Source organism: Streptomyces sp. NPDC027962 (assembly GCF_055566095.1).
The window spans coordinates 36274-58814 of record NZ_JBVHTA010000051.1 but is presented as its reverse complement, the minus strand read 5'-3'; the positions used below and the strand labels follow the sequence as shown (position 1 = coordinate 58814).

Annotated in this window: 20 protein-coding genes, 1 pseudogene and 1 riboswitch; of the genes and pseudogenes, 8 read left to right on the top strand and 13 right to left on the bottom strand. The window is 70.2% G+C overall.

The window, feature by feature from the left end; genetic code table 11:
* Positions 1-121: 121 nt before the first annotated feature.
* Positions 122-1984 carry a tetratricopeptide repeat protein gene (locus ACZ4SA_RS32530; protein WP_468281504.1) on the top strand — a complete coding sequence of 621 codons (1863 nt, stop codon included), beginning with the start codon at positions 122-124 and terminating at the stop codon, positions 1982-1984.
* Between the two features lie 191 nt (positions 1985-2175).
* Here ACZ4SA_RS32530 and ACZ4SA_RS32525 read toward each other — a convergent pair whose 3' ends face one another.
* Positions 2176-2325, bottom strand: a complete 150-nt coding sequence (locus ACZ4SA_RS32525; RefSeq protein WP_468281503.1) for a hypothetical protein — start codon at positions 2323-2325, stop codon at positions 2176-2178.
* Positions 2326-2373: 48 nt separating this feature from the next.
* Between ACZ4SA_RS32525 and ACZ4SA_RS32520 the strand changes: the two genes are divergently transcribed.
* Positions 2374-3063: a hypothetical protein gene (locus tag ACZ4SA_RS32520; RefSeq protein WP_468281502.1), complete on the top strand. Its 690-nt coding sequence runs from the start codon at positions 2374-2376 to the stop codon at positions 3061-3063.
* A gap of 46 nt (positions 3064-3109) precedes the next feature.
* Here the strand turns inward: ACZ4SA_RS32520 and ACZ4SA_RS32515 are convergent, their stop codons facing one another.
* Complete coding sequence (locus ACZ4SA_RS32515; protein ID WP_468281501.1) at positions 3110-6970, bottom strand: GDSL-type esterase/lipase family protein; 3861 nt, start codon at positions 6968-6970, stop codon at positions 3110-3112.
* Between ACZ4SA_RS32515 and ACZ4SA_RS32510 the strand changes: the two genes are divergently transcribed.
* The gene (locus ACZ4SA_RS32510) at positions 6956-7552 is read left to right on the top strand and encodes a hypothetical protein (protein WP_468281500.1); all 597 of its coding nucleotides are present in this window, start codon (positions 6956-6958) and stop codon (positions 7550-7552) included. The two genes, ACZ4SA_RS32515 and ACZ4SA_RS32510, sit on opposite strands and share 15 nt — an antisense overlap.
* Here ACZ4SA_RS32510 and ACZ4SA_RS32505 read toward each other — a convergent pair.
* Both ACZ4SA_RS32505 and ACZ4SA_RS32500 read right to left on the bottom strand, forming a co-directional pair.
* The gene (locus tag ACZ4SA_RS32505; protein ID WP_468281499.1) at positions 7470-8360 is read right to left on the bottom strand and encodes a siderophore-interacting protein; all 891 of its coding nucleotides are present in this window, start codon (positions 8358-8360) and stop codon (positions 7470-7472) included. The two genes, ACZ4SA_RS32510 and ACZ4SA_RS32505, sit on opposite strands and share 83 nt — an antisense overlap.
* Positions 8361-8471: 111 nt before the next feature.
* Entirely contained in the window at positions 8472-8882 is a 411-nt protein-coding gene (locus ACZ4SA_RS32500) for an ArsR/SmtB family transcription factor (RefSeq protein ID WP_468281498.1), read from the bottom strand.
* 119 nt (positions 8883-9001) lie between these two features.
* Between ACZ4SA_RS32500 and ACZ4SA_RS32495 the strand changes: the two genes are divergently transcribed.
* Entirely contained in the window at positions 9002-10969 is a 1968-nt protein-coding gene (locus tag ACZ4SA_RS32495; protein ID WP_468281497.1) for a heavy metal translocating P-type ATPase, read from the top strand.
* A 276-nt stretch (positions 10970-11245) separates the two neighbouring features.
* Here ACZ4SA_RS32495 and ACZ4SA_RS32490 read toward each other — a convergent pair whose 3' ends face one another.
* The 9 genes from ACZ4SA_RS32490 to ACZ4SA_RS32450 form a co-directional block, all read right to left on the bottom strand.
* Positions 11246-12115 carry an energy-coupling factor ABC transporter ATP-binding protein gene (locus ACZ4SA_RS32490; RefSeq protein ID WP_468281496.1) on the bottom strand — a complete coding sequence of 290 codons (870 nt, stop codon included), beginning with the start codon at positions 12113-12115 and terminating at the stop codon, positions 11246-11248.
* On the bottom strand, positions 12112-12861 hold the full coding sequence (gene cbiQ, locus ACZ4SA_RS32485; RefSeq protein WP_468281495.1) for a cobalt ECF transporter T component CbiQ: 750 nt from the start codon (positions 12859-12861) through the stop codon (positions 12112-12114). Before cbiQ ends, ACZ4SA_RS32490 begins: the two co-directional genes overlap by 4 nt.
* A 6-nt stretch (positions 12862-12867) precedes the next feature.
* Positions 12868-13230: an energy-coupling factor ABC transporter substrate-binding protein gene (locus ACZ4SA_RS32480; protein WP_468281494.1), complete on the bottom strand. Its 363-nt coding sequence runs from the start codon at positions 13228-13230 to the stop codon at positions 12868-12870.
* The gene (locus ACZ4SA_RS32475; RefSeq protein ID WP_468281507.1) at positions 13230-13916 is read right to left on the bottom strand and encodes an energy-coupling factor ABC transporter permease; all 687 of its coding nucleotides are present in this window, start codon (positions 13914-13916) and stop codon (positions 13230-13232) included. The genes ACZ4SA_RS32480 and ACZ4SA_RS32475 overlap by 1 nt, the downstream gene beginning before the upstream one ends.
* Before the next feature lie 30 nt (positions 13917-13946).
* Positions 13947-14142: riboswitch (cobalamin riboswitch) on the bottom strand.
* Positions 14143-14263: 121 nt separating this feature from the next.
* Positions 14264-14674 (bottom strand): PTS-dependent dihydroxyacetone kinase phosphotransferase subunit DhaM, encoded by a 411-nt coding sequence (locus tag ACZ4SA_RS32470; protein WP_468281493.1) that lies wholly within the window; start codon positions 14672-14674, stop codon positions 14264-14266.
* Positions 14671-15288 (bottom strand): dihydroxyacetone kinase subunit DhaL, encoded by a 618-nt coding sequence (gene dhaL / locus ACZ4SA_RS32465; RefSeq protein ID WP_468281492.1) that lies wholly within the window; start codon positions 15286-15288, stop codon positions 14671-14673. The genes ACZ4SA_RS32470 and dhaL overlap by 4 nt, the downstream gene beginning before the upstream one ends.
* 71 nt (positions 15289-15359) lie before the next feature.
* Positions 15360-16352: a dihydroxyacetone kinase subunit DhaK gene (gene dhaK / locus ACZ4SA_RS32460; RefSeq protein WP_468281491.1), complete on the bottom strand. Its 993-nt coding sequence runs from the start codon at positions 16350-16352 to the stop codon at positions 15360-15362.
* A gap of 1136 nt (positions 16353-17488) precedes the next feature.
* Positions 17489-17767, bottom strand: coding sequence for a hypothetical protein (locus tag ACZ4SA_RS32455; protein ID WP_468281490.1), 279 nt, complete (start codon positions 17765-17767; stop codon positions 17489-17491).
* A 39-nt stretch (positions 17768-17806) separates the two neighbouring features.
* Entirely contained in the window at positions 17807-18277 is a 471-nt protein-coding gene (locus ACZ4SA_RS32450; RefSeq protein WP_468281489.1) for a hypothetical protein, read from the bottom strand.
* Positions 18278-18440: 163 nt separating this feature from the next.
* Between ACZ4SA_RS32450 and ACZ4SA_RS32445 the strand changes: the two are divergent.
* The 4 genes and pseudogenes from ACZ4SA_RS32445 to ACZ4SA_RS32430 all read left to right on the top strand — a co-directional run.
* Positions 18441-18710, top strand: a pseudogene (locus tag ACZ4SA_RS32445) (FAD-dependent oxidoreductase); the annotation flags it as partial.
* A 240-nt stretch (positions 18711-18950) separates the two neighbouring features.
* The gene (locus ACZ4SA_RS32440) at positions 18951-20165 is read left to right on the top strand and encodes a lycopene cyclase family protein (RefSeq protein ID WP_468281488.1); all 1215 of its coding nucleotides are present in this window, start codon (positions 18951-18953) and stop codon (positions 20163-20165) included.
* A complete protein-coding gene (locus ACZ4SA_RS32435) occupies positions 20165-20899 on the top strand; it encodes a methyltransferase domain-containing protein (protein WP_468281487.1) in 735 nt (244 codons plus the stop codon). Before ACZ4SA_RS32440 ends, ACZ4SA_RS32435 begins: the two co-directional genes overlap by 1 nt.
* Positions 20896-22485, top strand: a complete 1590-nt coding sequence (locus tag ACZ4SA_RS32430) for an FAD-dependent oxidoreductase (RefSeq protein ID WP_468281486.1) — start codon at positions 20896-20898, stop codon at positions 22483-22485. Before ACZ4SA_RS32435 ends, ACZ4SA_RS32430 begins: the two co-directional genes overlap by 4 nt.
* The last annotated feature ends 56 nt before the right edge of the window (positions 22486-22541 follow it).

Sequence of the window (22541 nt, the reverse complement as noted above, 5' to 3'; positions counted from 1 at the left end):
AGAGATTCTGGCGAAGGTCCGCCTCGTCCAGACCAACATCAAGAAACTCGTGGCAAACAACTCGAAGTGACATCAACAGGATCACGAGACACTAGAACATAGCGCCGCACTCTACCGTACCGTGCTGGCCCTCTACGCTCGGCACGGCCAGCGAATCCTAGTGGTCATCGACAATGCCGGAGATGACGAGCTGACGAGGGAACTCCTTCCCTCAGACGGCGCCACTGCGGTCCTCATAACCTCCCGCCACACGCTGAATGTGGGGGCACGGTTACTCGACCTGGCTCCTCTCACTCTGACCGACGCCGTCAGTCTGATCGACGCGTCCCTCCTCCACGCGCGCGGCGCGGCCGATCGTCGAGTGCAGCAAGAGCCCGAACATGCGCGGCAAATAGCCCGGTTGTGCGGTCTGCTTCCTTTCGCCTTGCAGATTGCGGCTGCCTTGCTGGCTGATGAACCCAGGCGTCCCCTGTCCAACCTGGCTGTGGCCCTTTCGGATATCCATCAACGGCTCGATCGTCTCCAACGCGAAGATCGCGCCGTTCGGGCCCTGCTGGACCTGGCCTACGGTCAACTCACGGGACCGAAGGCCCAGCTGCTGCATCTCCTCGCACTCAACCCGGGCCCCGACCTTTCGACGGAGACTGCCACCCATGTGCTCGGGGCCCAGGAACTCCATACCGAAGCACTGCTGCAGGATCTCTCACGCGCCCATCTCATCGAATCATCCGAGGCGATCTGGGGGCGATGGCGGCTGCACGACCTCGTTCGGATCCACGCGCGGGAACAGGCAGTTCGCAACGGTATGGCATTGGACCAAATCGAGCGGCTCCTCACCTATTACCTGGACCGCTCTGTGCGTGCGGATCGCTATGTACTGGACATGAGAGATGCGCGCCCTCGCGGGTTCGACAACCGCGACCATGCGCTCGCCTGGCTGAACGCCGAACGGGCCAACCTGCTAGCCGCAGTGGACCTCGCCGGCACCTCCAGCCATCACTCAATCGCCCGAGATCTTCCACTCGCCTTGGAGTCCTACCTCAGCACCCACTTCTACCGGGAGGACTTGCGCATCACGACCGAGCGCGCCGTCTTGGCTGCGCAGAGGCTCGGTGACCGCCCCGGAGAGGCTCGCGCTCGTGTGGTCCTCTCCGATGCCCTGCGCGAGGTTGGCAGACGCGACGATGCCATTGATCAGGCGCGCAGGGCCGCACAGCAATACGCGGACCTTGGTGATGCGGCCGGGCAGGGCACAGCGCTGCGATCCCTCGCTTCCACTCAAGCTCACGCAGCCCAGCTCGATGACGCGATCGAGACGAACCACGAAGCTGTCGAGTTGCAGCGGCAGGGGACCAACAGGCACTTCGTCGGGGTGAACCTGATGGATCTCGGTATCTTCCTGCAAGCGGCAGGAAGGAACGAAGAAGCCATCCCCGTTCTCCAGGAGGCATTGACCATCCTGTCAGAGACCAGCCGTACGGTGGAAGGCGTTGCCCAGCATTCCCTTGCTAGGGCTCTCAGGCGTGTCGGCCGACACGCCGAGGCGACAAGATGCCACCGAAGGGCAGTTGCCTGTTGTCGAGAAGTTGGCGTCCCCTGGAGCGTTGGCATCGTCGGGGAATCTCTCATCGAAATGGGATTCATCATTGAGTTCGACGAGAATGCACTCCCCGGCGAGGCGCTCGACGCATACCGCGAAGCGGTCGCCCTCTTCAACGAGGGGCCCATCGAACCCACGGTCAACTCTTGGTTCAAGGTGGCGCTGGCACTCATGGCACTAAAACGCGACGAGGAGGCGATAGCCGCACTCACGGAATGCACGGCCCTCGTCCGCCGACCGAACGACCATGTCCCGCATGAGCAGATGACAGCTCAGCACCAGATCATCGAACGACTGTCTCTCGCACTCATCGACTTAGGCCGGAGGAACCGGCGCCTTGCAAGATTGGAGGCATCGAGGCTCCGACGACGGGCGCGCGAGTAGTTCGCGTACAGCGCCATCTCGACAAGACGCTGCCCCAGCAGGTGGCGCCCATGACGGCGGCGCCGCAGGACCACCCTCAGGGAGTGGCGCGCAAGAGACTTCGGACCTCTGTGCAGCCGACTTCGAAAATTGACACGCCTGTCGTCATTCGTTCGATTGACGACACCATCGCGCGGGTCAGTGACATCGCATCACACCGCGGTTCGGCAGAAAGGGGTCACCAGCTGGGCGGCGGACACGGCTGCCGCCGTGTTGCCGTCGTGGTGGCGCAGAGGCTCGCGCTCGAAGACGCAGCGGTCGAAGTCCGTGTTGTACGCGACCAGGGTCCCGGCCGGGAGCACCCTGGCGGGGCGGGGCAGCAGATCCTGCTCGTGTAGGAGAATCAGACCATGACTTCATCCTTACGCCGGCGGTCCGGCCAAGTCGCGTCCCTGCTGTTCGTGTTCCTTCTAGCTGGAGTCGGTGCCTGCTCCGGCAGCCCTAGCAAGAGCAAGCTCAAGGGGATTGCCGCATCAGACGAGGTCCGGACGAAGCGGGAGCGTACAGAGCACGAACTGCGGGCTCGGGCCGACGAGATCAGCAGAAACTCCCCGTGGGGTCCGGCGCTACGCGTCACTGTGATGGACACGTGCGCCCGGGGCGGTGACAAGAACTACTTTGACCCGAACCCGCCGAAGGAGCCCGCCATGAGATGCCGGATGCTTCTGCACCTGTACTTCGTCGTGGATTCTCCCGTCCCGCAAGTACTTGAAGATCTGCGAGGCATGAGGACGCCCACCGTCTGGAACGCTTACTGGATCAGCCGCGCGCTGAAGTACTACGAGGAGAAGCGTTACGACAAGCCGAGCGCCATCCCGCCGTCGATCAGAAGCGTTCCCGGCGGCGAGGATCTTTCCTGGGACACGCCTGGCGACAACTCGAAGGCGAAAGTATCGGAACCGTGCCCAGCCCGTAAGGCGATCTTGAGTACCTGCGTATCCGATCCTGACGACGTCACCCTGTCTGCGCTGCGGAAACGTCCGGGGACACTGTTCGAGTGGACTCTGACCGAGGAATACCACACGGTGTGGGATGCGTAGAGGAGCCGTCCGGTGCACATGTGCACCGGACGGCTCCTCTACGCGGTCATTTCCTGCCTGCTACACCCAGCCGTCGATGGTCCATTCCATGGCGTCCGTGTAGAGGCGGGCGCCGGCGATCTTCGGGTGGAAGGACTGCGCGGACAGGCCGTAGGCCTTCAGGATCGGCCAGTCCTTGATCGTGTTGTCGCTTTCGGTGAGGGTCTTCACCATGCCGTGAATGCTTTCCGGGTTTCCACAGATGCCCTTCCCCCTCGAAGTTCTTCGTGGGGTCGGAGAACCGTGCGTCGATTCCCTTGGTGCGGGCGATCGCCGCAGCGTCCTTCATCTCGGCTGTGAGATGCGCGGCCACGGTGTTGAGCCAGTCGTTGGACTCCTTCGACAGACCGAGCGGTCCGAGACGCACACAGCTGGCGTCGCCGGAGATCAGCTTGGGGTAACCCATGAGCATGATCTTGGCGTGGGGTGCCTTAGCATGGATCCGCTCGATGACGGCTTCGATGTCCACCTTCACCACCTCGGTGATCAGAGCCGGTATCGCATTCTCCAGCGGCTGCCCAAGATAATCTTTGTCCCTTTCGGTCTCGACCGTGCCGTCGCCGTTCACGTCTCGATCGATCTTCGGATCCGATTTGTCGAACAACTTGCTCTGGCAGCTGCCTGACCCGTACGAGATCAGGCACTTCTGGATGACGTCCGAGAACCGTGAATCATTGCCGCCGATGGAGATCGTGACAAGACTGGTGTTCTGGTCCAGATACCCCTTGTCGATCTGGGCCAGTTCGCCGTTCTCCGGGTGTTTCAGGATGTTGTACGTGCGAGCACCCGAGCAGGCGATCAGGTGGTAGTCCATACCGGCATCCCAGCTGTCCGCCATCTCGCCGATCGATGCGAACGCTCCGGGGGTCTTGGCCTGGCGCGACCATGTCTTCTTCGACCGGTGGCAGGCGTTACGAGTCGACTCGTTCTGTGTGTTCCGGTAGTTCGTCTCCGGGTAGTAGTCGGCGTTGCCTTCCGAGGCGCCCTCGCCGGAGGAGAACGAGTCACCCATGGCGACGATCTGGTGCTTCGGCTTGCCCGACAGCTTCTGGAAGGCGACTGCGTCCCAGGCGACGTCCTCGTCTCCGGTGCCGTCGGCGGTGTGAGTCGACAGGGAGACCGTCGGCGTGCCGGTGAAGCGGAACACTCCCAGGCTCACCCAGCGGTTCTCACGGGTGCGCTGCGGCACTACGCGAACTGGCGAGGTGGAGTCAGTCCCGCCCACAACGTAGGCGGCCTGCCGGGTGTGGGCGCCGTGGTCTGGCATGTGCACCATGACACGAGACCAGCCGATATTCGACTCGTTCAGTGTCCACTTGCCGTTGATGAAGAGCTTGGCCCCGGTGCTCTCGGTGGGGTGGCCGATGTTCTTGTTACGGGTGTGGGAGAACCAGAAGTGGTTTCCCTCGCCGCCGCCGATTTGATGCAGGTCCTTCTTCCCCGGATACGTGCCATCCACCGAGGTGAACTCGAAGCCGAACGTGCCGTCCGAGGTCGAGGCCCCGCAGGTGCGTCCCGGGCCGCCGGTGGGGGTCACCCCGTTGGGGATGTCGTCGACCACCAGGGTGCCGGCGGGGAGGTCACCGCGCCCGCAGTGCGGCAGGTAGGCGAAGCCGTCGAGTTGTTCGGGGTAGGTGTCGTTGAACCGGTGGACCGGGTAGCCGCACTCGGAGAGGAGGTTGCAGTCCTTCCACGTGACGGGCTGGTCCCACCAGCAGTGAAGCCAGTGCGGATTGGTCTCGCTCGTGCCGCTGTCCAGGGTGCAGGCACCCATCCCGGTGTCGTTCGAGTCGCCATCGGCGATCTTGGACGGGTCGCAGGAGTTCGACTCGCCGCAGAACAGATTGATGGGCGGCTTGGCCCTGGTGCGGTCATCGCTGCTGTTCCACCAGGCGGCCCGGTAGCCGGGCTGAATGTCGTCGGGAGCGAACAGCGCGGCGATCGGACGGGCGGCCCAGCCGATGACCTTCTCCTGGTAGGGCCAGTCCTGAGGGTGCGCGGCATGGCTGTAGTCGTCATTGCCGCTGGAGTTCTCCAGGAACGGGGTCCGGTTGGCCAGCCATAGAGGGTTGGCCGGGTTGTTGGTGAACCCGACTCCCTCGTGGCCTCCCGCATCCGGGGAGGAGTAGAAGCCCGAATTGTAGGCCCACAGGGCGAACGTCCAGTTCTCGATCCACCGCGGATGCCCGTCGTTGATCTTCATACCGGCGTTGCTGGTCTGGTTCCACTTTTCGGCCAGGATCTCAACGCCGGCCGCGATGTTGGCCGTGTAGTCCAGCGCGATGGCTTCCTGTTCGGTCTTGGACCGGCTGATGCCCTGGTCGGACAGGCGCATGCCGTCGGTGACCTGGGTGATGCCGTAACCGCAGTCTGCATCGGCCCAGTTGATGGCCCATGGATCGTTCTGGTTGCCGTCGGACGCGTAGGGGGTCCCGTAGTAGTTGCCGATCAGCGAGTTGGCGCTTGAGCCGGGAACAGCGAACCGGGTGGCTTGCCACATGTTGGATTCCTGCGCGGTGACGCCCAGCATGATCTGCGCGGGGATGTGCCACTGGGTTTTCCGGTCCATGGCGCCGTTCAGGTAGGGCAGCGTGGACAGGGACTGGGGGCTGTAGGCCGCCATGCCCGTGTTCTTCCAGTTCGCCGGACGGTTGACCTGGCTGTCGAGTTTCCCGATGACGGCCTGGTCGACGGCCCACTCGACCTGCCGGGGCGTCGGCTGGAACGCCTGCTTCTTCGGGTCGTTGCGAGGCACAGCGCAGGTGCGTTCGGCTTCTACCGGGTCCGTGGGCGAGGCCGCCGTGACGCCGAGCTGGGCGGACTTGCCTGCATCTGCGGGTCCGGTCAGGGCTGAGGAGAGTTCACTGCCCTGAACACGTTTCTTGGCGCCGCCTACCGGGTTCGTGCCGGGCAGTGCGTCCAGGGTGGTCTTCTTCCCCGTGCCCAGGATGTGGAGGCTGGTGCGGGCGGTGCGGGCCTGGATGGCCTCGTCCGGACGGATCCGGGTGTCTTTCCCGTCAGCCCACGCCGTGGTGACAGCCGTCTGTCCCTTACTCGATATCCGGGCGCCCTTGGTGATCGTGCCCGGATTCTTCACCACCGCGGGGAGAATGGTGCTGTTCTTGGCTTTCCCGGTGATGAACACGGTGCCGTCGGCAGATGACGCGAGGTCCCAGCCGGTCAGCGGGCCGGAGGCCAGAAGCGTCGGCTTCGCCTTGCCATTGCCCTTGGCGATCTGGGCCGCGTCGAGGTGGCGTGCCTGACTGTTGCCGTCCTGGGTCTGTTCCTTGGGCGGAATCCGGTCGATGTACGTCACGCCGCCGTCTCGGTCGGCCTTGATCCTGAACGGGACGGACCGGGTCGCTGCGATCTCCCTGCGCTTCCCGTCTTTGCCCGCGGTGACCAGGCGGTGCCCGTCGGCGGCGACGATCCCGTGCTCGGTGGGGATGGCAGAGGTCAGATGCCCGTTGTAGGCGACCGGGTTTGCGGCGTTGCCGGTCGTGGCGTCGACGGTGATGAGGCGGGTCTTCTGCTCCTCGTCGCCGTCGTGGGAGAGCTGAGTGAACACGACTTGCTCACCAGTTCCGCAACCGGGCGAGAAGTATGCTAAAGACGCCTGATGGGGCAGCTTGGTGACGTTCCCGGATTTGAGGTCCACGATCGCGGTGAACGCGCCGCGCACCATCAGCTCGGGATCGTTGGTGAACGTACGCGGTGCGTAGGCGACAGCGGCTCGCTTACCTGAGCCGGTCATGCAGGCGTTGCCGATCCACGTGTCGGCGTCGAAGCCGGCCTCGGACAGGGTCGCGGCGGTTTTCCAGCCGTAGCCGTTCTTTCCGTCGGCGACCAGGAGGTGGAACCCGACCATACCGGCCGCGGCGCGCCCGCACGGGAGCAACTCGGGCTGCTCGAGAGTGAACTGAGCGACGCGGGACCGACCGTGTTTACGGGGGCAGTGGCGGGCATGCGCTGCTGGCTGGACTGCATCGACGGCGAGTACGACAGCGCCCGCGCCCACGCTGCACAGGCCGTGAGGCGGCTGGGCCCGTTCGCCCACGTGGTGGCACCGCACCTGATTGTGGATCAGTTCCTGTGCGCAGCTTGGGCGATGGCGTACACGCGGTCGGCGCCGGACGGCGCTCGGCTCCTGGGCGCGTACGACAACAGCGACCGCGTGCCGGGCGGGCTGGGCTTCCTGCCGTTCGCCGACGAGCGCGAGGTCCGGCAGCGGGCCGAGCCGGACCTGCGCGCGGTCCTCGGGTCGCAGGCGTACGAGTCGGCGTACGCGGAAGGCGGCGGCCTGTCCGTCCGCGGGGCCGCCGCGCTGATCACGGCACCCCCGCCGCCACAGACCGTCCGGCAGCCGGTCAGGGAGCGGACGACTGGGCGTCCGCGAGCCGCTCGCGCGCCTCGGCCAGGTCCTCCTCGGTCGGTGCGTCGTCCTGACTGAGCCGCGCACGCCAGTAGCCGCTGAACTCCACCGACGTACGGGACAGGCCTCGCTCCTGGACGAGATGCCGGCGCAGTGCCCGCACCGCGCCGGCCTCCCCGGCCAACCATGCCCGTACCGACCCGGCGGGGAAGGCCGCGTCGCGCACGGCCGCGACGAGCAACTCGCCGTGTTCGGCCGGACCGGCACCGGCCGTGTCGCGGTGCAGCCAGTGCACCGTCACCTCCGCGGGTGTGTCGAAGACCTGCTCGTCCGCCTCCTCCGGCACCTCGACGTATGCCACCGCCGTGGCGCCGGCGGGCAGTGACTCCAGCAGCGTCCCGATCGCAGGAAGCGCCGACTCGTCCCCGGCGAGCAGCATCCAGTCGGCGTCGCGAGCCGGCGCAGGCGCGGCGAAGTACGCGGAAGGACCGAACATGCCGAGCGTGTCGCCCGGCGCGGCGGATGCCGCCCAGCGCGTCGCCGGACCGGCGTCCTCGTGCAGGTCGTGCAGTTCGAAGTCGATGTCGATCGCCGGCTCCAGCGGACGGTGCACCCGGATCGTGTAGCTGCGCATCCAGGGCCGTTCGGCTTCCGGGATCGCCGAGTACGCGGCGTACCAGCGCATCACGTCGCCGTCGGCGTCCGGCTCCGGCAGCCGGGGCGGCTGATGGCCGGTGCGGGGGAAGCAGAGCTTCACCTGCTGGTCGCCTCCCGTGAGAGACAGGCCGGCGAGCTCGGGGCCGCCGAAGGTCACACGGACCATGTGCGGGGTCAGCCGCCGGGCGGCGGTGACGCGGACGTAACGGATCGGCAGGGGCTGGGGCATCGGATCTCCGGACGGAACGGTGCGGACGGGATGCCCGTACCGTCGCAGCCCTCTCCGACACGCCACCGACAGCGCACGTACAGCAGCCCGTCGCACGGACCGTCCCAGCCGTCAGCCGGTGCGGGCACCGTCATCCGCGCTGTCGGTGCTCTCCTCGTCCGCGTCGGCGGTCCCCGGCAGGTCGCGGGAGCCCAGCCGGAGATGCTCGATGTGGTAGACGGCCTCGTCGAGGAGCTGCGCGACATGGTTGTCGTAGAGGCTGTACTCGATGCGGCGGCCGTGCCGGGTGCCGGTGACAAGGCTCAACGCCCGTAGCAGGCGCAGCTGGTGGGAGACGGCGGACTGCTCCATGTCGACCGCCTCCGCCAGTTCGGTGACTCCGCACGGCCCCTGACGCAGCCGGGTGAGGATCATCAGGCGTGACGGCGTCGCGAGCGCTTGCAGGGTCGCGGCGATGGTGGCTGCGGAGTCCGCGTCCAAGTGGGCGGCCGGGGTGGTCCCGCCGCTGACTCCGTGTCCCATGGTGCACATCGTAGCCGCGCACCCGAACGCATGAATGAAGAGCTCTTCATGTATTCCGCTATGGTGGTGGCGTTCCGTCCCGGCCCTGCGCGCGGAATCCGAAGAAGAGGTGTGCCCCGATGGCTTCCCCGATGCCCCCGACAGCCGCGCCGGTGCGCGACGCGGTACCCGTCGCCCCGCGGTCCGCCGTGTTGGGACGGCGGCGGACCCGACTGTTCGCGCTCCCAGAGGTCCGGTGGGCGGCGCTGTCCGCCGCCGCGTTCCTCTGCGCGCTGCCACTCGACCTCGGCGGTGCCCCGGCATGGGCGTGGGGCCCCCTCTACGCCCTGTGCTACGCGGCCGGCGGCTGGGAGCCGGGCCGGGCCGGTGTCCAGGCCCTGCGCGAGAAGACCCTCGACGTGGACCTGCTGATGGTCGTGGCCGCTCTCGGAGCCGCGGCGATCGGGCAGTTCCTCGACGGCGGTCTGCTCATCGTCATCTTCGCCGTGTCCGGCGCTCTGGAGGCGCTCGCGACCCGGCGCACCGCCGACTCCGTCAGCGGCCTCCTCGACCTCGCACCCGCGCAGGCCGTACGCCTCGTGGACGGCGCCGAACAGCTGGTGCCCGTCGCCGGCCTGCGGGTCGGCGACACCGTCCTCGTACGGCCCGGTGAACGGCTGCCCGCGGACGGGACCGTGCTGGAGGGGGCCGGCGAGGTCGACCAGGCGACGATCACGGGAGAGCCGCTCCCCGTCGACCGCACAGCCGGCGACGCCGTCTTCGCGGGCACCCTCAACGGCACCGGCTCACTGCGCATCCGCGTCGAGGCGGACGCTGCCGAGTCCGTGATCGCGCGGATCGTGGCCATGGTCGAGGAGGCGAGTGCGACCAAGGCACCCACGCAACTGTTCATCGAGAAGATCGAACAGCGGTACTCCGCCGGGGTCGTGGCGGCCACCCTCGCGCTGGTCGCCGTACCGCTCGCCTTCGGCGCCGACTTCACCGGCACGCTGCTGCGCGCCATGACGTTCATGATCGTCGCCTCGCCGTGCGCGGTCGTGCTCGCGACCATGCCGCCGCTGCTGTCCGCCATCGCCAACGCGGGCCGCCACGGAGTGCTCGTCAAGTCCGCCGTGGCGATGGAGCGTCTGGGCTCCGTCACCCGGGTCGCACTCGACAAGACCGGCACGCTGACCGAGGGCGCGCCCCGCGTCGCCGAGGTGCGCCTGCTGCCCGGGACCGGCCTCGACGAGAACACCGCGCTGATGCTCGCCGCGGCGGCAGAGCTTCACAGCGAGCACCCCCTCGGCCGGGCCGTCGTCGCGGCCGCGCGCGAACGCGGACTGGCGCTGCCGCACGCGCGGGAGTTCGACTCGGCGCCCGGGCGGGGCGTCTCGGCACTCGTCGGCGGACGCGAGGTGCGGGTGGGAAGTCCCGCCGCTCTGCTCACCGGCGAGTGGGATGCCGTCACTGCCGCCGAAGCCGGCGGCCGCACGGCGGTCGTCCTCGTGGTGGACGGCGAACCCGTCGCGGTCCTGGCGGTCGAGGACCGGCTCCGGGAGGGCGCCCTCGCGGCCGTCGCCGCTCTCCGCCGGCTGACTGGTGCCGGACCGGCGCTGTTGACCGGCGACAATCCGCGGGCGGCGGCGCGCGTCGCGGACGAGGTCGGCATCCGCGACGTACGGGCCGCCCTGCTGCCCGAGGACAAGGTCGCGGCGGTACGGGAGTGGGAACGGGCCGGCGACAAGGTCCTGGTCGTCGGCGACGGCGTCAACGACGCCCCGGCGCTGGCCGCCGCGAGCGTCGGCGTCGCGATGGGCAGGGCAGGCTCCGACCTGGCACTGGAGAGCGCGGACGCCGTCGTCGTACGCGACGAACCGGCCGCCGTCCCCGCGGTCGTGGCGCTCTCGCGTCGGGCCCGCCGGCTGGTCGTGCAGAACCTGCTGATCGCGTCGGTGTGCATCGGCGTGCTGGTGGTCTGGGACCTCGCCTGGCACCTGCCGCTGCCCCTCGGCGTCGCGGGCCACGAGGGCTCCACGGTCCTGGTCGGCCTCAACGGCCTGCGACTGCTGCGCGAGTCGGCGTGGCAGGACGCGATGCGCGCGTGACGCGGCGGGCGTGGCGGGCTCGGACGTCCGCGAGGTTCGCGACGGCCGGGAGTGCGCTGGGGCCCGCACGTGGGCGCGACGCCGGCCCGGCGGTTGCGGGCGCCTGCCCCTTTGACGCAGCGGCCGCGGACGTCCGCGGGGTTCGCGGGCGTCCGCGGCCGGGGGCGCGCCGGGCCGACAGGGGGCGCGACGTTCCACCCGAGGGGTCGGGTCCGACGGCCCCGGCGCCTGCCCCGCCCGGCGGGTCAGGGGCGTCGGCCCCGTCACTCCCCGCCCTCAGACGCCCGCCCCGCCCACAGAGGTCCGCCCCGCCCACGCGGCCAGTTCCTCCGGCGTACGCGGCCCGTTCTCCGCAGCGCCGAGCAGCCCATGCGCCCGCAGCACCTCCGTGACCGCCGTCCCCCACGGCCTGCGCAGGCGTGCCGCGTCCAACAGGGCCTGGTCCGAGAGGAGTTCCCCGACCGGCCCGGTGCGCAGGCCGTCCGGTGAGAGTACGGCCGCGTCGTCGGCCCAGCGCAGCGCCAGATCGACGTCGTGCGTGGCCATGACGACCGTCGTGCCGGACGCGCGCAGACCGCCGAGGACGTCGAGCAGCCGTTCCTGGCCGTGCGGATCGAGCCCGGCGGTCGGCTCGTCCAGGATCAGCACCCGCGGTCGCATCGCGACCGCTCCCGCGATCGCGGCCCGTTTCCGCTGCCCGTACGACAGCAGATGGGTGGGCCGGTCGCGGAGCGCCACGATGTCCATCGCGGTCAGCGCCTCGTCGACGCGCGCACGGACCTCGTCCTCGCCGAGCCCCAGATTCATCGGACCGAACGACACGTCCTGCTCGACCGACGCCGCGAACAGCTGGTCGTCCGGATCCTGGACGACCAGCTGCACCGTCGTACGGAGCCTGGTCAGCCCCGCCCGGTCGTAGGCCACCGGCTCGCCGTTCAGCCGCAGTTGACCGGTGGCGGGACGCAGCCCGCCGCTCAGGAGCCGCAGCAGGGTCGTCTTGCCGCTGCCGTTGCGTCCCAGCAGCGCGGTCGACCGGCCCTCCGCGAGGCCGAGACCCACGCCGCTGAGCACGGCAGGGCCGTCCTCGTAGGTGTAACCCGCGTCGACGAGCTCCACGACGGAGGGGGCCGTGGGGGACAGATTCATGGCACGTACCTTTCGAGCACGAGGGTGAGGGCGACGATCCCGGACAGCAGTGCGCCGACCCCGGCGAGGAACGGACGCGACACCGTCGCCCGCGGTACGAGCACCCGCAGCGTGCCGTCGTAGCCGCGGCCCGCGAGCCCGGCCTGCAGCCGGCTCGCGCGGTCGAAGGCCCGCACGAACGCCGTGGCGCCCAGCCCCGCGAGCGAACGCCACGCGGCGGCCCTGCTCGTGTGGCCGAGACGGGCGGCCTGCGCCTGGCGGACATTGGTGACGGCGTCCAGCAGCAGAAAGCTGATCCGGTACATCACGAGCGCCACATCGACCACCGCCGGCGGCACTCCCGCCCGCACCAGCCGCGGCAGCACATCGGACATCGGCGTCGTGAAGGCGAACAGCAGCACGCCCAGCGAGGCGGCGGAGGTGCGCAGCAGGAGCCGAACGGCGTCGGCCGGTCCGCCGGGCGCGAGCGAGACCAGGCCCTCCGGGCCGCCCACCGCGAACAGCAGCGGCACGGCGCCGGTGACGCAGAAGCCCAGGGGGATGCGGAAGGCCCGCCACAACTGCCGCGGCGCCACACCGGCCGGTCCGAGCAGTACGGTCAGGGTCGCGGCGGCGACGAGGACGGCCCCCGGCCAGGGCGGCAGACAGACCGCCGTCACCGTCAGGCCGAGCCCGAGGACCGCTTTTTCGCACGGGTGACGGCGGCGCCAGCGACTGCTGTGCGCCGCCGCGTCGATCGGCAGCATCGGCGGCTACGAGACCGTCGTGGTGCTGTCCACGTCCCGGCCGGTGGCCTCGGGCCCCTTCCCCAGGGCCCGCTCCGCACCCTGTCGGCGCCCCTTGCGCAGCCCGAAGTAGTACGCCAGCACACCCGCGCCCAGCGCCGCCTGCAGCGAGAACAGTGCCGACTCCACCTCCCCGGACGGCGGTTCGTACAGCGGCGAGAACCACGGTTCGTAGTCCGGCTCGAGTTCCGTGATCGCAGCCTCCGCCTCCCCGTCGGCCCCGGTGAACGGCTCCTCCTTGTGGTCGCCGAGCCCGAGGACCAGCGGCAGCACGGCCAGTGCCGCCACGACCAGCAGCAGCAAGGTGTTGATCTTCGCGTTACGGCTCATCAGACCGCCGCCTCCTTCTTCGCACCCTTGACCAGGACACCGAGCCGCGTGAGCTCGCCCTTGCTGGACTGGCTGAGCAGTCGCATCACGAGCACCGTGAGCAGCCCCTCGCTCACCGCCAGCGGCAGCTGCGTGACGGCGAAGATCCCGCCGAACTTGGCGAGCGCGCCCAGGACACCGGTGCCCGGGTCGGGGAACGCGAGTGCCAGCTGGACGCTGGTGACGCAGTAGGTGGACAGGTCTGCGACGAACGCGCCGAAGAAGACGCTCACCATCAGCGGTACGTCGAACCGGCGCAGCAGCCGGTACACCCCGTACCCGGCCCACGGCCCGACGATCGCCATCGAGAAGACGTTGGCGCCGAGTGTGGTGAGCCCCCCGTGCGCCAGCAACAGCGCCTGGAACAGGAGGGTGATCGTGCCGAGCACCGCCATGATCGGCGGTCTGAACAGGATCGCGCCCAGACCCGTACCGGTCGGATGCGAGCAACTGCCGGTGACGGACGGAATCTTCAGCGCGGACAGGACGAACGTGAAGGCCCCGGACGCGCCGAGCAGGAGGGTCGATTCGGGATTGGCCCTGACCTCTCGGGTCAGGGCCCGTACGCCGTGGACAACGAACGGGGCGGAAGCGACGCCCCAGGCGGCCGCGTGCAGCGGGGGGAGATAGCCCTCGGCTATGTGCATGATGTGGGAGACCCTCTCCAGCACCTCGTGGATGGACAACGCACCTCGGCCGGTCTCCTGGCTGACGGGTCATGCCGTCCGGGCTCCGCCTTCCCGGGCACCACGCACAGGCGTGGTGTCCCAGTGGCTCCCCGTGAGGGGGTGGAACCGGACTTCCCGATCACAGTGGCGAGGGCCGCACCGGTACTGCACCGGTTTCCCGAACACCAAGGCCCCGTGACAGTAGTGCGCCGACCAGGTACATCACAAGCCGCGCACGGGCGCACCGGCCGGCGGCCGGGTGAGCTGTTCACCACGTCCCGGTGGGTGAGGTGTTCACCACGTCCCGGTGGCGCGCCGCTGACGCGTCACTGTTTGCGGTAGCCGTACGCCTCCGACGCCGCGGCCTCCACCGCGTCCAGATCGCCCCCCGCGCCGGCCGTCACCACAGCGGCGACCGCGCCCTCCAGGAACGGCGCGTCGACCAGCCGTGTCCCCTCCGGAAGTTCGTCGCCCTCGGCCAGCAGCGCCTTGACCGTCAGCACGGCGCTGCCCAGATCGACGAGGACCGCGACGCCCGCGCCCTGGTCGACCTGCTGCGCGGCCGCGCTGATCAGCTCCGAGCTGGTGCCGAGGCCGCCGTCCGGTGTCCCGCCCGCCGGGGCCACGGGGGCCGTACCGCCGCTTCCCGCCAGTCCCCTGGCGAGCTCGGCGACGGCCGTGGCCACCTCCCTGCTGTGCGAGACCAGCACGATGCCCACCTGCTTGCCGTCGCTCATGCGCTCGCCGCCTCCACCGTCTCGGCGAGCGTGGCCACCATCAGGGCCGAGGACGTCGCTCCCGGATCCTGGTGTCCGATGCTGCGCTCGCCGAGATAGCTGGCCCTGCCCTTGCGCGCCTGCATCGGCACCGTCGCCAGCGCTCCCTGTTCCGCCGCCTCCCGGGCCGCGGCGAACGACTCGGTGCGCTCGCCGAGTGCCGCCGCTGCCGGCTCCAGGGCGTCCAGCATCGTCTTGTCGCCCGCTTTCGCCCCGCCCAGCTGCGCCACCGCGGCGACGCCCACCCGCAGGGCTTCGGCGAACTGCCCCGGGGTCACCTGCGCGTCGTCGCCCAGCGCCTTGCCGGTGCGCCGCAGCAGCGTCCCGTACAGCGGCCCCGACGCGCCCCCGACCGTCGACACCAACTGCCGCCCGGCCAGCATCAGCACGGCCCCCGGCGTCGCCGGGGGCTCCTTCTCCAGGGCGGCGGTGACGGCAGTGAATCCGCGCCGGAGGTTGCTGCCGTGGTCGGCGTCGCCGATCGCCGAGTCCAGCTCGGTCAGTCGGTCCGCCTCCCGGTCCACGGCGACCGTGGTGGCAGCCAGCCAGCGGCGGAAGAATTCGGCGTCGAGCACAAGCACTCCCTGGGGTGAGTCGGGTCTTTCGGGCGTTGACGTACGACGTACGGCGTGTGCGTCGGGGCCTCTCACCGCCCCCAGCGCAGCCCGGGCGTCTGCACCGGTGCGTCCCACAGCCTGAGCAGCTCCTCGTCCACCTGGCAGAGCGTCACGGAGGCGCCGGCCATGTCGAGGGAGGTCACGTAGTTGCCGACGAGGGTACGGGCGACGGTCACCTCCCGCTCCGCCAGCACCCGCTGGACCTCGGCGTTGAAGCCGTACAGCTCCAGCAGCGGTGTCGCACCCATCCCGTTGACGAGTGCGATGACCGGGCCCGACGGACGCAGGTCCTCCAGCACGGCGTCGACGGCGAAGTCCGCGATCTCCCGCGAGGTCATCATCGAGCGGCGTTCGCGCCCCGGCTCACCATGGATGCCGATGCCCAACTCCAGCTCACCGGGCGGCAGATCAAAGGTCGGACTGCCCTTGGCGGGTGTGCTGCACGCACTCAGCGCCACGCCGAAGCTCCGGGAGGACTCGTTCACCTGCCGGGCGATCGCCTCCACCCGCTCGAGCGGCATCCGCTCCTCGGCGGCGGCCCCGGCGATCTTCTCCACGAACAGGGTCGCGCCCGTACCACGCCGCCCGGCCGTGTACAGGCTGTCGGTCACGGCGACGTCGTCGTTGACCAGAACCTTCGCGAGCCGGACCCCCTCGTCCTCGGCGAGCTCGGCCGCCATGTCGAAGTTCAGCACGTCACCCGTGTAGTTCTTCACGATGAACAGCACGCCCTCGCCGCTGTCCACAGCGGCGGCGGCCCGCGCCATCTGGTCGGGCACGGGGCTGGTGAACACCTCCCCGGGGCAGGCCCCGTCGAGCATCCCCACCCCGACGAACCCGCCGTGCAACGGCTCGTGACCCGACCCGCCCCCGGAAACCAGCGCCACCTTCCCCGCGACGGGCGCGTCACGCCGCACGATCACCCGGTTGTCCACGTCGACGGCCAGCTCGGGATGGGCGGCCGCCATCCCCCGCAGCGCGTCCGCGACAACGGTCTCCGGCACATTGATGAGCATCCTCAACGGTTCCTCCTGGGAAATTTACCAGCATGGCCCCTGAACAGGGTTTTGACTGGTCGGTGGGGCTGTACGGGATCGTGGCCCTTGGCGGTCGGTGGCGGCCTCGGGCGGTGTCTGGCGGGACTGGTGCCGACTTCACTGACTGGCCGTCAGGAGCTTGTGACCCTTCCTCTGCGGCGACGAAGACGTCCAGTATCGACGAGGCGTCGGGCTGTCGAGAAGCGACGCGTCGAGCGCGGCGTGCAGATCCGGCGACACTTCGGTGCGCCGCACGGGGACTTCCCGTGCGGGCAGATTTGACCTGGTCTCGATGACCCGCCACCTGGAGTGCGTCGCGATCCTTCAGCCTGCTGCAAAGGGCGTCTGACCTGCAGTTTGTTCGGTGCCAGTATGTGCTGCGGGCGTTGCGGGCGATACCTTGACGCTGAGGGGAAAGGCTGCCACGGCGGACCCTGGACAAGGGGAAGGGGGGCAGGAGGCCACGATGCCGACCAGGCGGCCCCGCGAGCCGCAGCGCCCGCCGCCTTTGCCGCCGACCGGTCCCGCGCCCCGGGGCCGTACGCCTCGGGGACGCGTCGCCGCCGCTTGACGCCCTGGAGCGGACCCTGACCCCTCTCGCCGCCCTGGCGCGCAGCTCACCGGACGAACTCGTCGTCGGTTGACGGCCGATGCTCAGCCACTGTGCCCGACTGGTCGCACGGGGGAAGGCGTGTACGCACGCATGCGGTGCGCGCGGGGGCCCGTGGGCCCGTGCCCCCGGGACGGATATCGAAGCGGCCGGTCCGCGTCCTGGCCGGCGTCGTGGGCCGCGGGGCTGGTCGCCGGGCTGTGTCGTCGCGGTCGCGATCGGCCGCGGGCAGCAACTGGGCGAGAACCGGGCCCAGCTGAGACGGGCGGCGGGCGCCGGGCTGCTGCCCGGGCAGCAGCTGGCCGGGGTCGTGGCGGACGACGGCCCGGGCGTCCTGGACGAGTACGGCACCATGCTCGACCCCGGCCAGGAGAGCCGGGCGCTGCTGGACTGCGTGCTGTCCTGGGGCAGCGGCATGTGGGAGCCCGAGGCACAGGTCAGAGTGCGGGCCGAGACGCTGCTCCACGGACGGGGCCACGGGGACTCGAAGGCCCCCGGACGACTCCGGGGACTACGCGCTTCCCCTGCCGCCCGGCGTGCGCGGCAGCACCGGGACGAAGGAGCGGGTCGTCGGCAGCGAGGTGTCCGCCTCGCTGTGGGTGGCGTGCCCGAACGGACTGCGCGGCAGGCGCCTGCCGACCAAGGAATTGCACGTATCGGTGGCGCTGCCGTCGAAGGCCGGCTTCGACCACGACATCACGCCCGACGAACACGTCGCCGCCGCCCGCGTCGCGAACCGGGTCACCGAGCGGCAGAAGTGGGGCACCGATCCGATCGGTACGAAGGGCACGGCCGGCTGTGCGGGTCGGCGACGTGAGGTCGCTTCCTCTCACCCTGCCGCGGGCTCTTCGTCCCCTGCGGAACGGGGGGTGGCCTCATGGCCCGGGTGGTTCCTGGTCCTGCGGGCCTCTTTCAGCTCGGCTTCGTAGAGATGGTCCTTCCCGTCCGCCAGCTCGTTGCGCATCGACTCTTCGATCGTCTGGAAGGGACGGTAATAGCTGGCGTTGTACTCCTCGACGATTTGGAACGTCCAGTGTCCCGGGATCACGTTGCGGCCGATGATTTCCCGTTCGACGCGGTCAGCATGTTCCTGCTGCCCGGCCTTGTGCAGCAGCCGCACGGCGTCGTCCAGCTGGAGATCGGCCGTCCCGGTGAGTTGGTGGAACTCGTACAGCGCGCCGCGAGCCCGCTCCGTCGTCTCCAGCGCCTTCGAGAGAGCCCCGAGCGCTTCCACGACGATGTCCGTGACACCTGCGGGCCGTTGGTGCTGCTCGTCCGGGCCGTCGTGCTCAGTGGTCATGTGCTGAGCGTACTGACGATCACGTCGAGGGTGGTGGAGGCACCGCCCGGTCGGGTCACACGAAGCGTTGTCTCCGTGGCGGCTCCTGGCATCGGCGTCCGCGGCGTGGTCGGCTTGGCCGCCCGTCAGCTCATGAGCACCCGCAAGGTGAAGGAGACGGATGATGACCGATCAGCACCGTCCGCTGCCCGATGCCGTCGTCGGTGCCGGTCCGGCAGGCATCGCCTGCGCACTCGACCTGAGTCGCGAGGGGCTGCACGTGGCGTTGCTGGAGGCCTCCGACGGCGTCGGGGGCCGGATGCGCACCGACCGCAGGAACGGCTTTCTGCCGGACCGGGGGTTCCAGGTCCTCAACACCTCCTGTCCGCAGGTCAAGAAGCGCCTCGATCTGAGGGACCTGCGCCTGCGTCCGTTCACAGCCGGCTTCGTCGCCGGCCGCTATGTGTGCCGTGACAACCGGGCCACCGGATCCGTGCAGGGGGTACTGGCGTCGGGCAGCCGGGCCGCACGGGAGGCGCCGGCCGTCCGCACGGCCGTACGGCCCGTCCGGGTGTGACCCCAGGGCATGGCGCTCAGCTGCATCCGCAGAGGGGCCCCGGACCGAAACCGCGGCGGCACCGTGCCCGGTGGTGGAGCAGGACGTGGACAGCAACGCCGGGGAAGGGCGGACCAGGTGAGCCGACGGAGCCTCGACGAGAACGGGGTGGCCGACGCCGTGATTGTGGGCGGTGGAGCAGCCGGGCTCTGCCTCGCCCAGTGGCTCACCAGCACCGGCACGACCGCCGTGACGGTGGTGGAGGCGCCCGACGGACCGCTGCGGCCCGCGGAACGCACCTGGTGCCACTGGGACGACGGGCCGGGAGCGTTCGAGGACGCCGTTGTCGCCTCCTGGCCACGGCTGCGTGTCCGAGGCTCGGACGGCCGCGTCGTCGAGGCGGCCCCCGTACCGCTGCGCTACCGCATGATCCGCTCGGGTCCCTTCGAACGGCTGGTCCACTCGCGCCTCGCGGCCTGCCCCGCAGCACACGTCCTGCGTGCGAGGGCCGAAGCCGTGCGCCCCGGGCCGGGCGGAGCCGAGGTCCACTGCACGACCCCCGACGGACGGGCGCTGACCCTGCGCGGCAGGTACGTCTTCGACTCCCGGCCCCTGCGCCGTCCGCCACCCGCCCGTACGGCCCTGTTCCAGCACTTCCGCGGCTGGTTCGTGCGCACCGCCTCCGCCCGTTTCGACCCCGGGGTGGCGGACCTCATGGACTTCCGGGTGCCGCAGCCGCGCCATGGGCTCGCCTTCGGATACGTCCTGCCGCTCGGTCCGGACCGGGCCCTGGTCGAGTACACCGAGTTCTCCCGGACCGTGCTGACGACCGCAGCGTACGAATCGGCCCTCCGCCAGTACACGACGGACGTGCTGCGGCTCGGCCCGCTCACCGTCGAGTCCGCCGAGCAGGGAGTCATCCCCATGACCGACGCGCGTTTCCCGCGCCGGATCGGACCGGCCGTCTTCCGTATCGGGGCCGCCGGCGGCGCCACCCGGCCGGCGACGGGGTACACGTTCGCCGCCGTGCAGCGGCAGAGCCAGGCAATCGCCGCGGCCCTGCACCGGGGCGGTGAGATCGTCCCAAGGCCCCACAGCCGCAGGGCGCTCGCGATGGACGCCGTCCTGCTGCGGGCACTCGACACCGGGCGGATCGACGGGCCGGGGTTCTTCACCGAGCTCTTCCGCCGCGTGCCCATGGAGCGGCTGCTGCGCTTCCTCGACGGCGGGAGCACCCCGTGGGAGGAGTTCGGCATCGGTCTGCGCACCCCTGTCGTACCCATGCTCCGCACAGCGGCGGAACTGCCCTTCCTGCCCCGCCGCACCCCCGCACGACCCGAAGAGAGCCGCTGATGACGCCGCTGCGAGACCGCGACCTTGCCCGTGCCTTCGATCACGCCTCACACACCTACGACCGCCTGACGGCGGTGAACCCGGGCTACCGCACCGAGCTGCTCCGCTCGGCGCGCCGTCTCCGGCTGCCCCGCGGCGGAGAGGGCCTGCGGGTGCTCGACCTCGGCTGCGGTACGGGTGCGTCGACACTGGCCCTGCTGAGGGCCGCCCCTCACGCGCTTGTCACCGCCGTCGACGCGTCCTCGGGCATGCTGGAACGGGCTCTGACGAAGCCCTGGCCCCCGACCGTGCGTTTCTCGCATCTGACCGCGGAGGAACTGCTCGAAGCCGACGAGGACGGCCCCTACGACGCCGTCTTCGCCGCCTACCTGTTCCGCAACGTCACCGAACCCGACGCCGTCCTCGGGGCCGTCCGCGCACTGTTGCGTCCTGGCGGCCGTCTGGCGGTGCACGACTACAGCCTGAGCGGTTCCTTCGCCCACCGGGCACTGTGGAACGCGGTCTGCCGAGGCGTCATCGTCCCGGCGGGCACGCTGACCGGCGACCGTGAGCTGTACCGCCATCTGCGGCGCAGCGTCCTCGCCTTCGACACCGCCCCCGCCTTCGCGGCCCGCCTCACCCGCGCGGGCTTCCCGTTCGTCCGCGTCCTGCCGGCCGGCGGCTGGCAGACCGGCATCGTCCACACCTTCCTCGCCGGGAAGTCCTCCCGCCCTGCGAAGGGCAGCGCCTCATGAGCACATCGCGGCAGCGCACGGCCGCACGCCACGGGCACGACCGGAAGACGGCCGCACCGCACGGACGCGACCGCAAGGCGGACGTCATCGTGCCCGCGTCCGGCCGCGACCGCTTCACGGGCGACGCGCCCAGCACCGCGGTGATCGGCGGCGGCATCGCCGGTCTCGCCGCGGCGACCGCCCTGGCCGAACGCGGGGTCCGCGTCACCCTGTACGAGCGGGAGGCCATGCTCGGCGGACGGGTCGCGGGCCGGCGCACCCGCCTCGCGGACGGCTCCGGGGCGACCATGAGCCGCGGCTTCCACGCCTTCTTCCGCCAGTACTACAACCTGCGCGGCCTGTTGCGCCGTGCGGACCCCGACCTCTCCGCGCTCACACCGCTGCCGGACTACCCACTGCGGCACCGCGGCGGCCTGACCGACAGCTTCGCCCGCGTGCCCCGGACACCGCCATGGAGCGCGCTCGGATTCGCCGCCCTCAGCCCCACCTTCGGATGGCGTGACCTGGCCGCGATGAATCCGCGCGCGGCGCTGGCGCTGCTCGACGTCCGCGTGCCCGAGGTGTACGAGCGGTACGACGGCGTCAGCGCCGTGGATCTTCTGCGCGGCATCCGCTTTCCCGAGGCGGCCCACCACCTGGCCTTCGAGGTCTTCTCCCGCAGCTTCTTCGCCGACCCGGCCGAACTGTCCGCCGCCGAACTGCTGGTGATGTTCCACATCTACTTTCTCGGATCGTCCGAGGGCCTCCTCTTCGACGTGCCGCGCGAACCGTTCCCGCAGGCGCTGTGGGAACCGCTCGGGCGCTACCTGGAACGACTCGGCGTGGATGTGCGCACCGGCTCGCAGGTCCTCGGCGTCCGGCCGGTCGCGGGCGGCGGGCTGGCCGTGGACAGCGGACGGGCGAGCGACCGGCACCAGGCCGTGGTCCTGGCCCTGGACCCGACCGGCCTGCGCCAAGTCGTCGCTGCGTCCGAGGAGTTGGGGAACGCGAAATGGCGCCAGGACATCGCCGGCCTGCGCACCGCACCGCCGTTCCTCGTCTCCCGCCTCTGGCTCGACCGGCCCGTACGTGCGGAGCGCGCCGGATTCCTGGGCACCAGTGGCTACGACGGCCTGGACAACGTCAGCGTCCCCGACCGCTGGGAAGGCGAAGCGGCCCGCTGGGCGCGGCGAACCGGCGGATCCGTGGTGGAACTGCATGCCTATGCCGTGGACGAGAACGCAGAGCCGAAGGACGTCCAGGAGCGGCTCATCGCCCAGCTCCACGAGATCTATCCGGAGACCCGGGACGCCCGGCTCGTCGATGCCCGCCATGAATGGCGGGCCGACTGCCCCCTGTTCCCCGTCGGCGGCTACAGCCGCCGTCCGTCCGTCCCGACCCCGCACCCGCGGGTGATGGTCGCGGGCGACCTGGTCCGCACCGGACTCCCCGTAGCCCTGATGGAACGCGCGGCGACGTCGGGATTCCTGGCGGCCAACGGCCTGCTTGCCGCCTGGGGGGTTCGTGGCCAGGTGCTGTGGACCGTGCCGCGTGCCGGCCGCTCCTGGGCACTGCGGGCACTCGCGGCCGTCGCTCCCCGCGCGTGACACCCGCGGTCGGCAGGGGCTCACCGCGCGTGATGCCCGGCCGGTAGCGGCTCACC

What these genes read in the sequence shown, in the direction of transcription:
- ACZ4SA_RS32520 (WP_468281502.1), top strand. Translation starts at nt 2,374, where the DNA reads ATGACTTCATCCTTACGCCGGCGGTCCGGCCAAGTCGCGTCCCTGCTG.
- ACZ4SA_RS32515 (WP_468281501.1), bottom strand. Translation starts at nt 6,970, where the DNA reads ATGGTCGGGTTCCACCTCCTGGTCGCCGACGGAAAGAACGGCTACGGC.
- ACZ4SA_RS32505 (WP_468281499.1), bottom strand. Translation starts at nt 8,360, where the DNA reads ATGCCCCAGCCCCTGCCGATCCGTTACGTCCGCGTCACCGCCGCCCGG.
- ACZ4SA_RS32500 (WP_468281498.1), bottom strand. Translation starts at nt 8,882, where the DNA reads ATGGGACACGGAGTCAGCGGCGGGACCACCCCGGCCGCCCACTTGGAC.
- ACZ4SA_RS32495 (WP_468281497.1), top strand. Translation starts at nt 9,002, where the DNA reads ATGGCTTCCCCGATGCCCCCGACAGCCGCGCCGGTGCGCGACGCGGTA.
- ACZ4SA_RS32490 (WP_468281496.1), bottom strand. Translation starts at nt 12,115, where the DNA reads ATGAATCTGTCCCCCACGGCCCCCTCCGTCGTGGAGCTCGTCGACGCG.
- cbiQ (WP_468281495.1), bottom strand. Translation starts at nt 12,861, where the DNA reads ATGCTGCCGATCGACGCGGCGGCGCACAGCAGTCGCTGGCGCCGCCGT.
- ACZ4SA_RS32480 (WP_468281494.1), bottom strand. Translation starts at nt 13,230, where the DNA reads ATGAGCCGTAACGCGAAGATCAACACCTTGCTGCTGCTGGTCGTGGCG.
- ACZ4SA_RS32475 (WP_468281507.1), bottom strand. Translation starts at nt 13,916, where the DNA reads ATGCACATAGCCGAGGGCTATCTCCCCCCGCTGCACGCGGCCGCCTGG.
- ACZ4SA_RS32470 (WP_468281493.1), bottom strand. Translation starts at nt 14,674, where the DNA reads ATGAGCGACGGCAAGCAGGTGGGCATCGTGCTGGTCTCGCACAGCAGG.
- ACZ4SA_RS32450 (WP_468281489.1), bottom strand. Translation starts at nt 18,277, where the DNA reads ATGACCACTGAGCACGACGGCCCGGACGAGCAGCACCAACGGCCCGCA.
- ACZ4SA_RS32435 (WP_468281487.1), top strand. Translation starts at nt 20,165, where the DNA reads ATGACGCCGCTGCGAGACCGCGACCTTGCCCGTGCCTTCGATCACGCC.
- ACZ4SA_RS32430 (WP_468281486.1), top strand. Translation starts at nt 20,896, where the DNA reads ATGAGCACATCGCGGCAGCGCACGGCCGCACGCCACGGGCACGACCGG.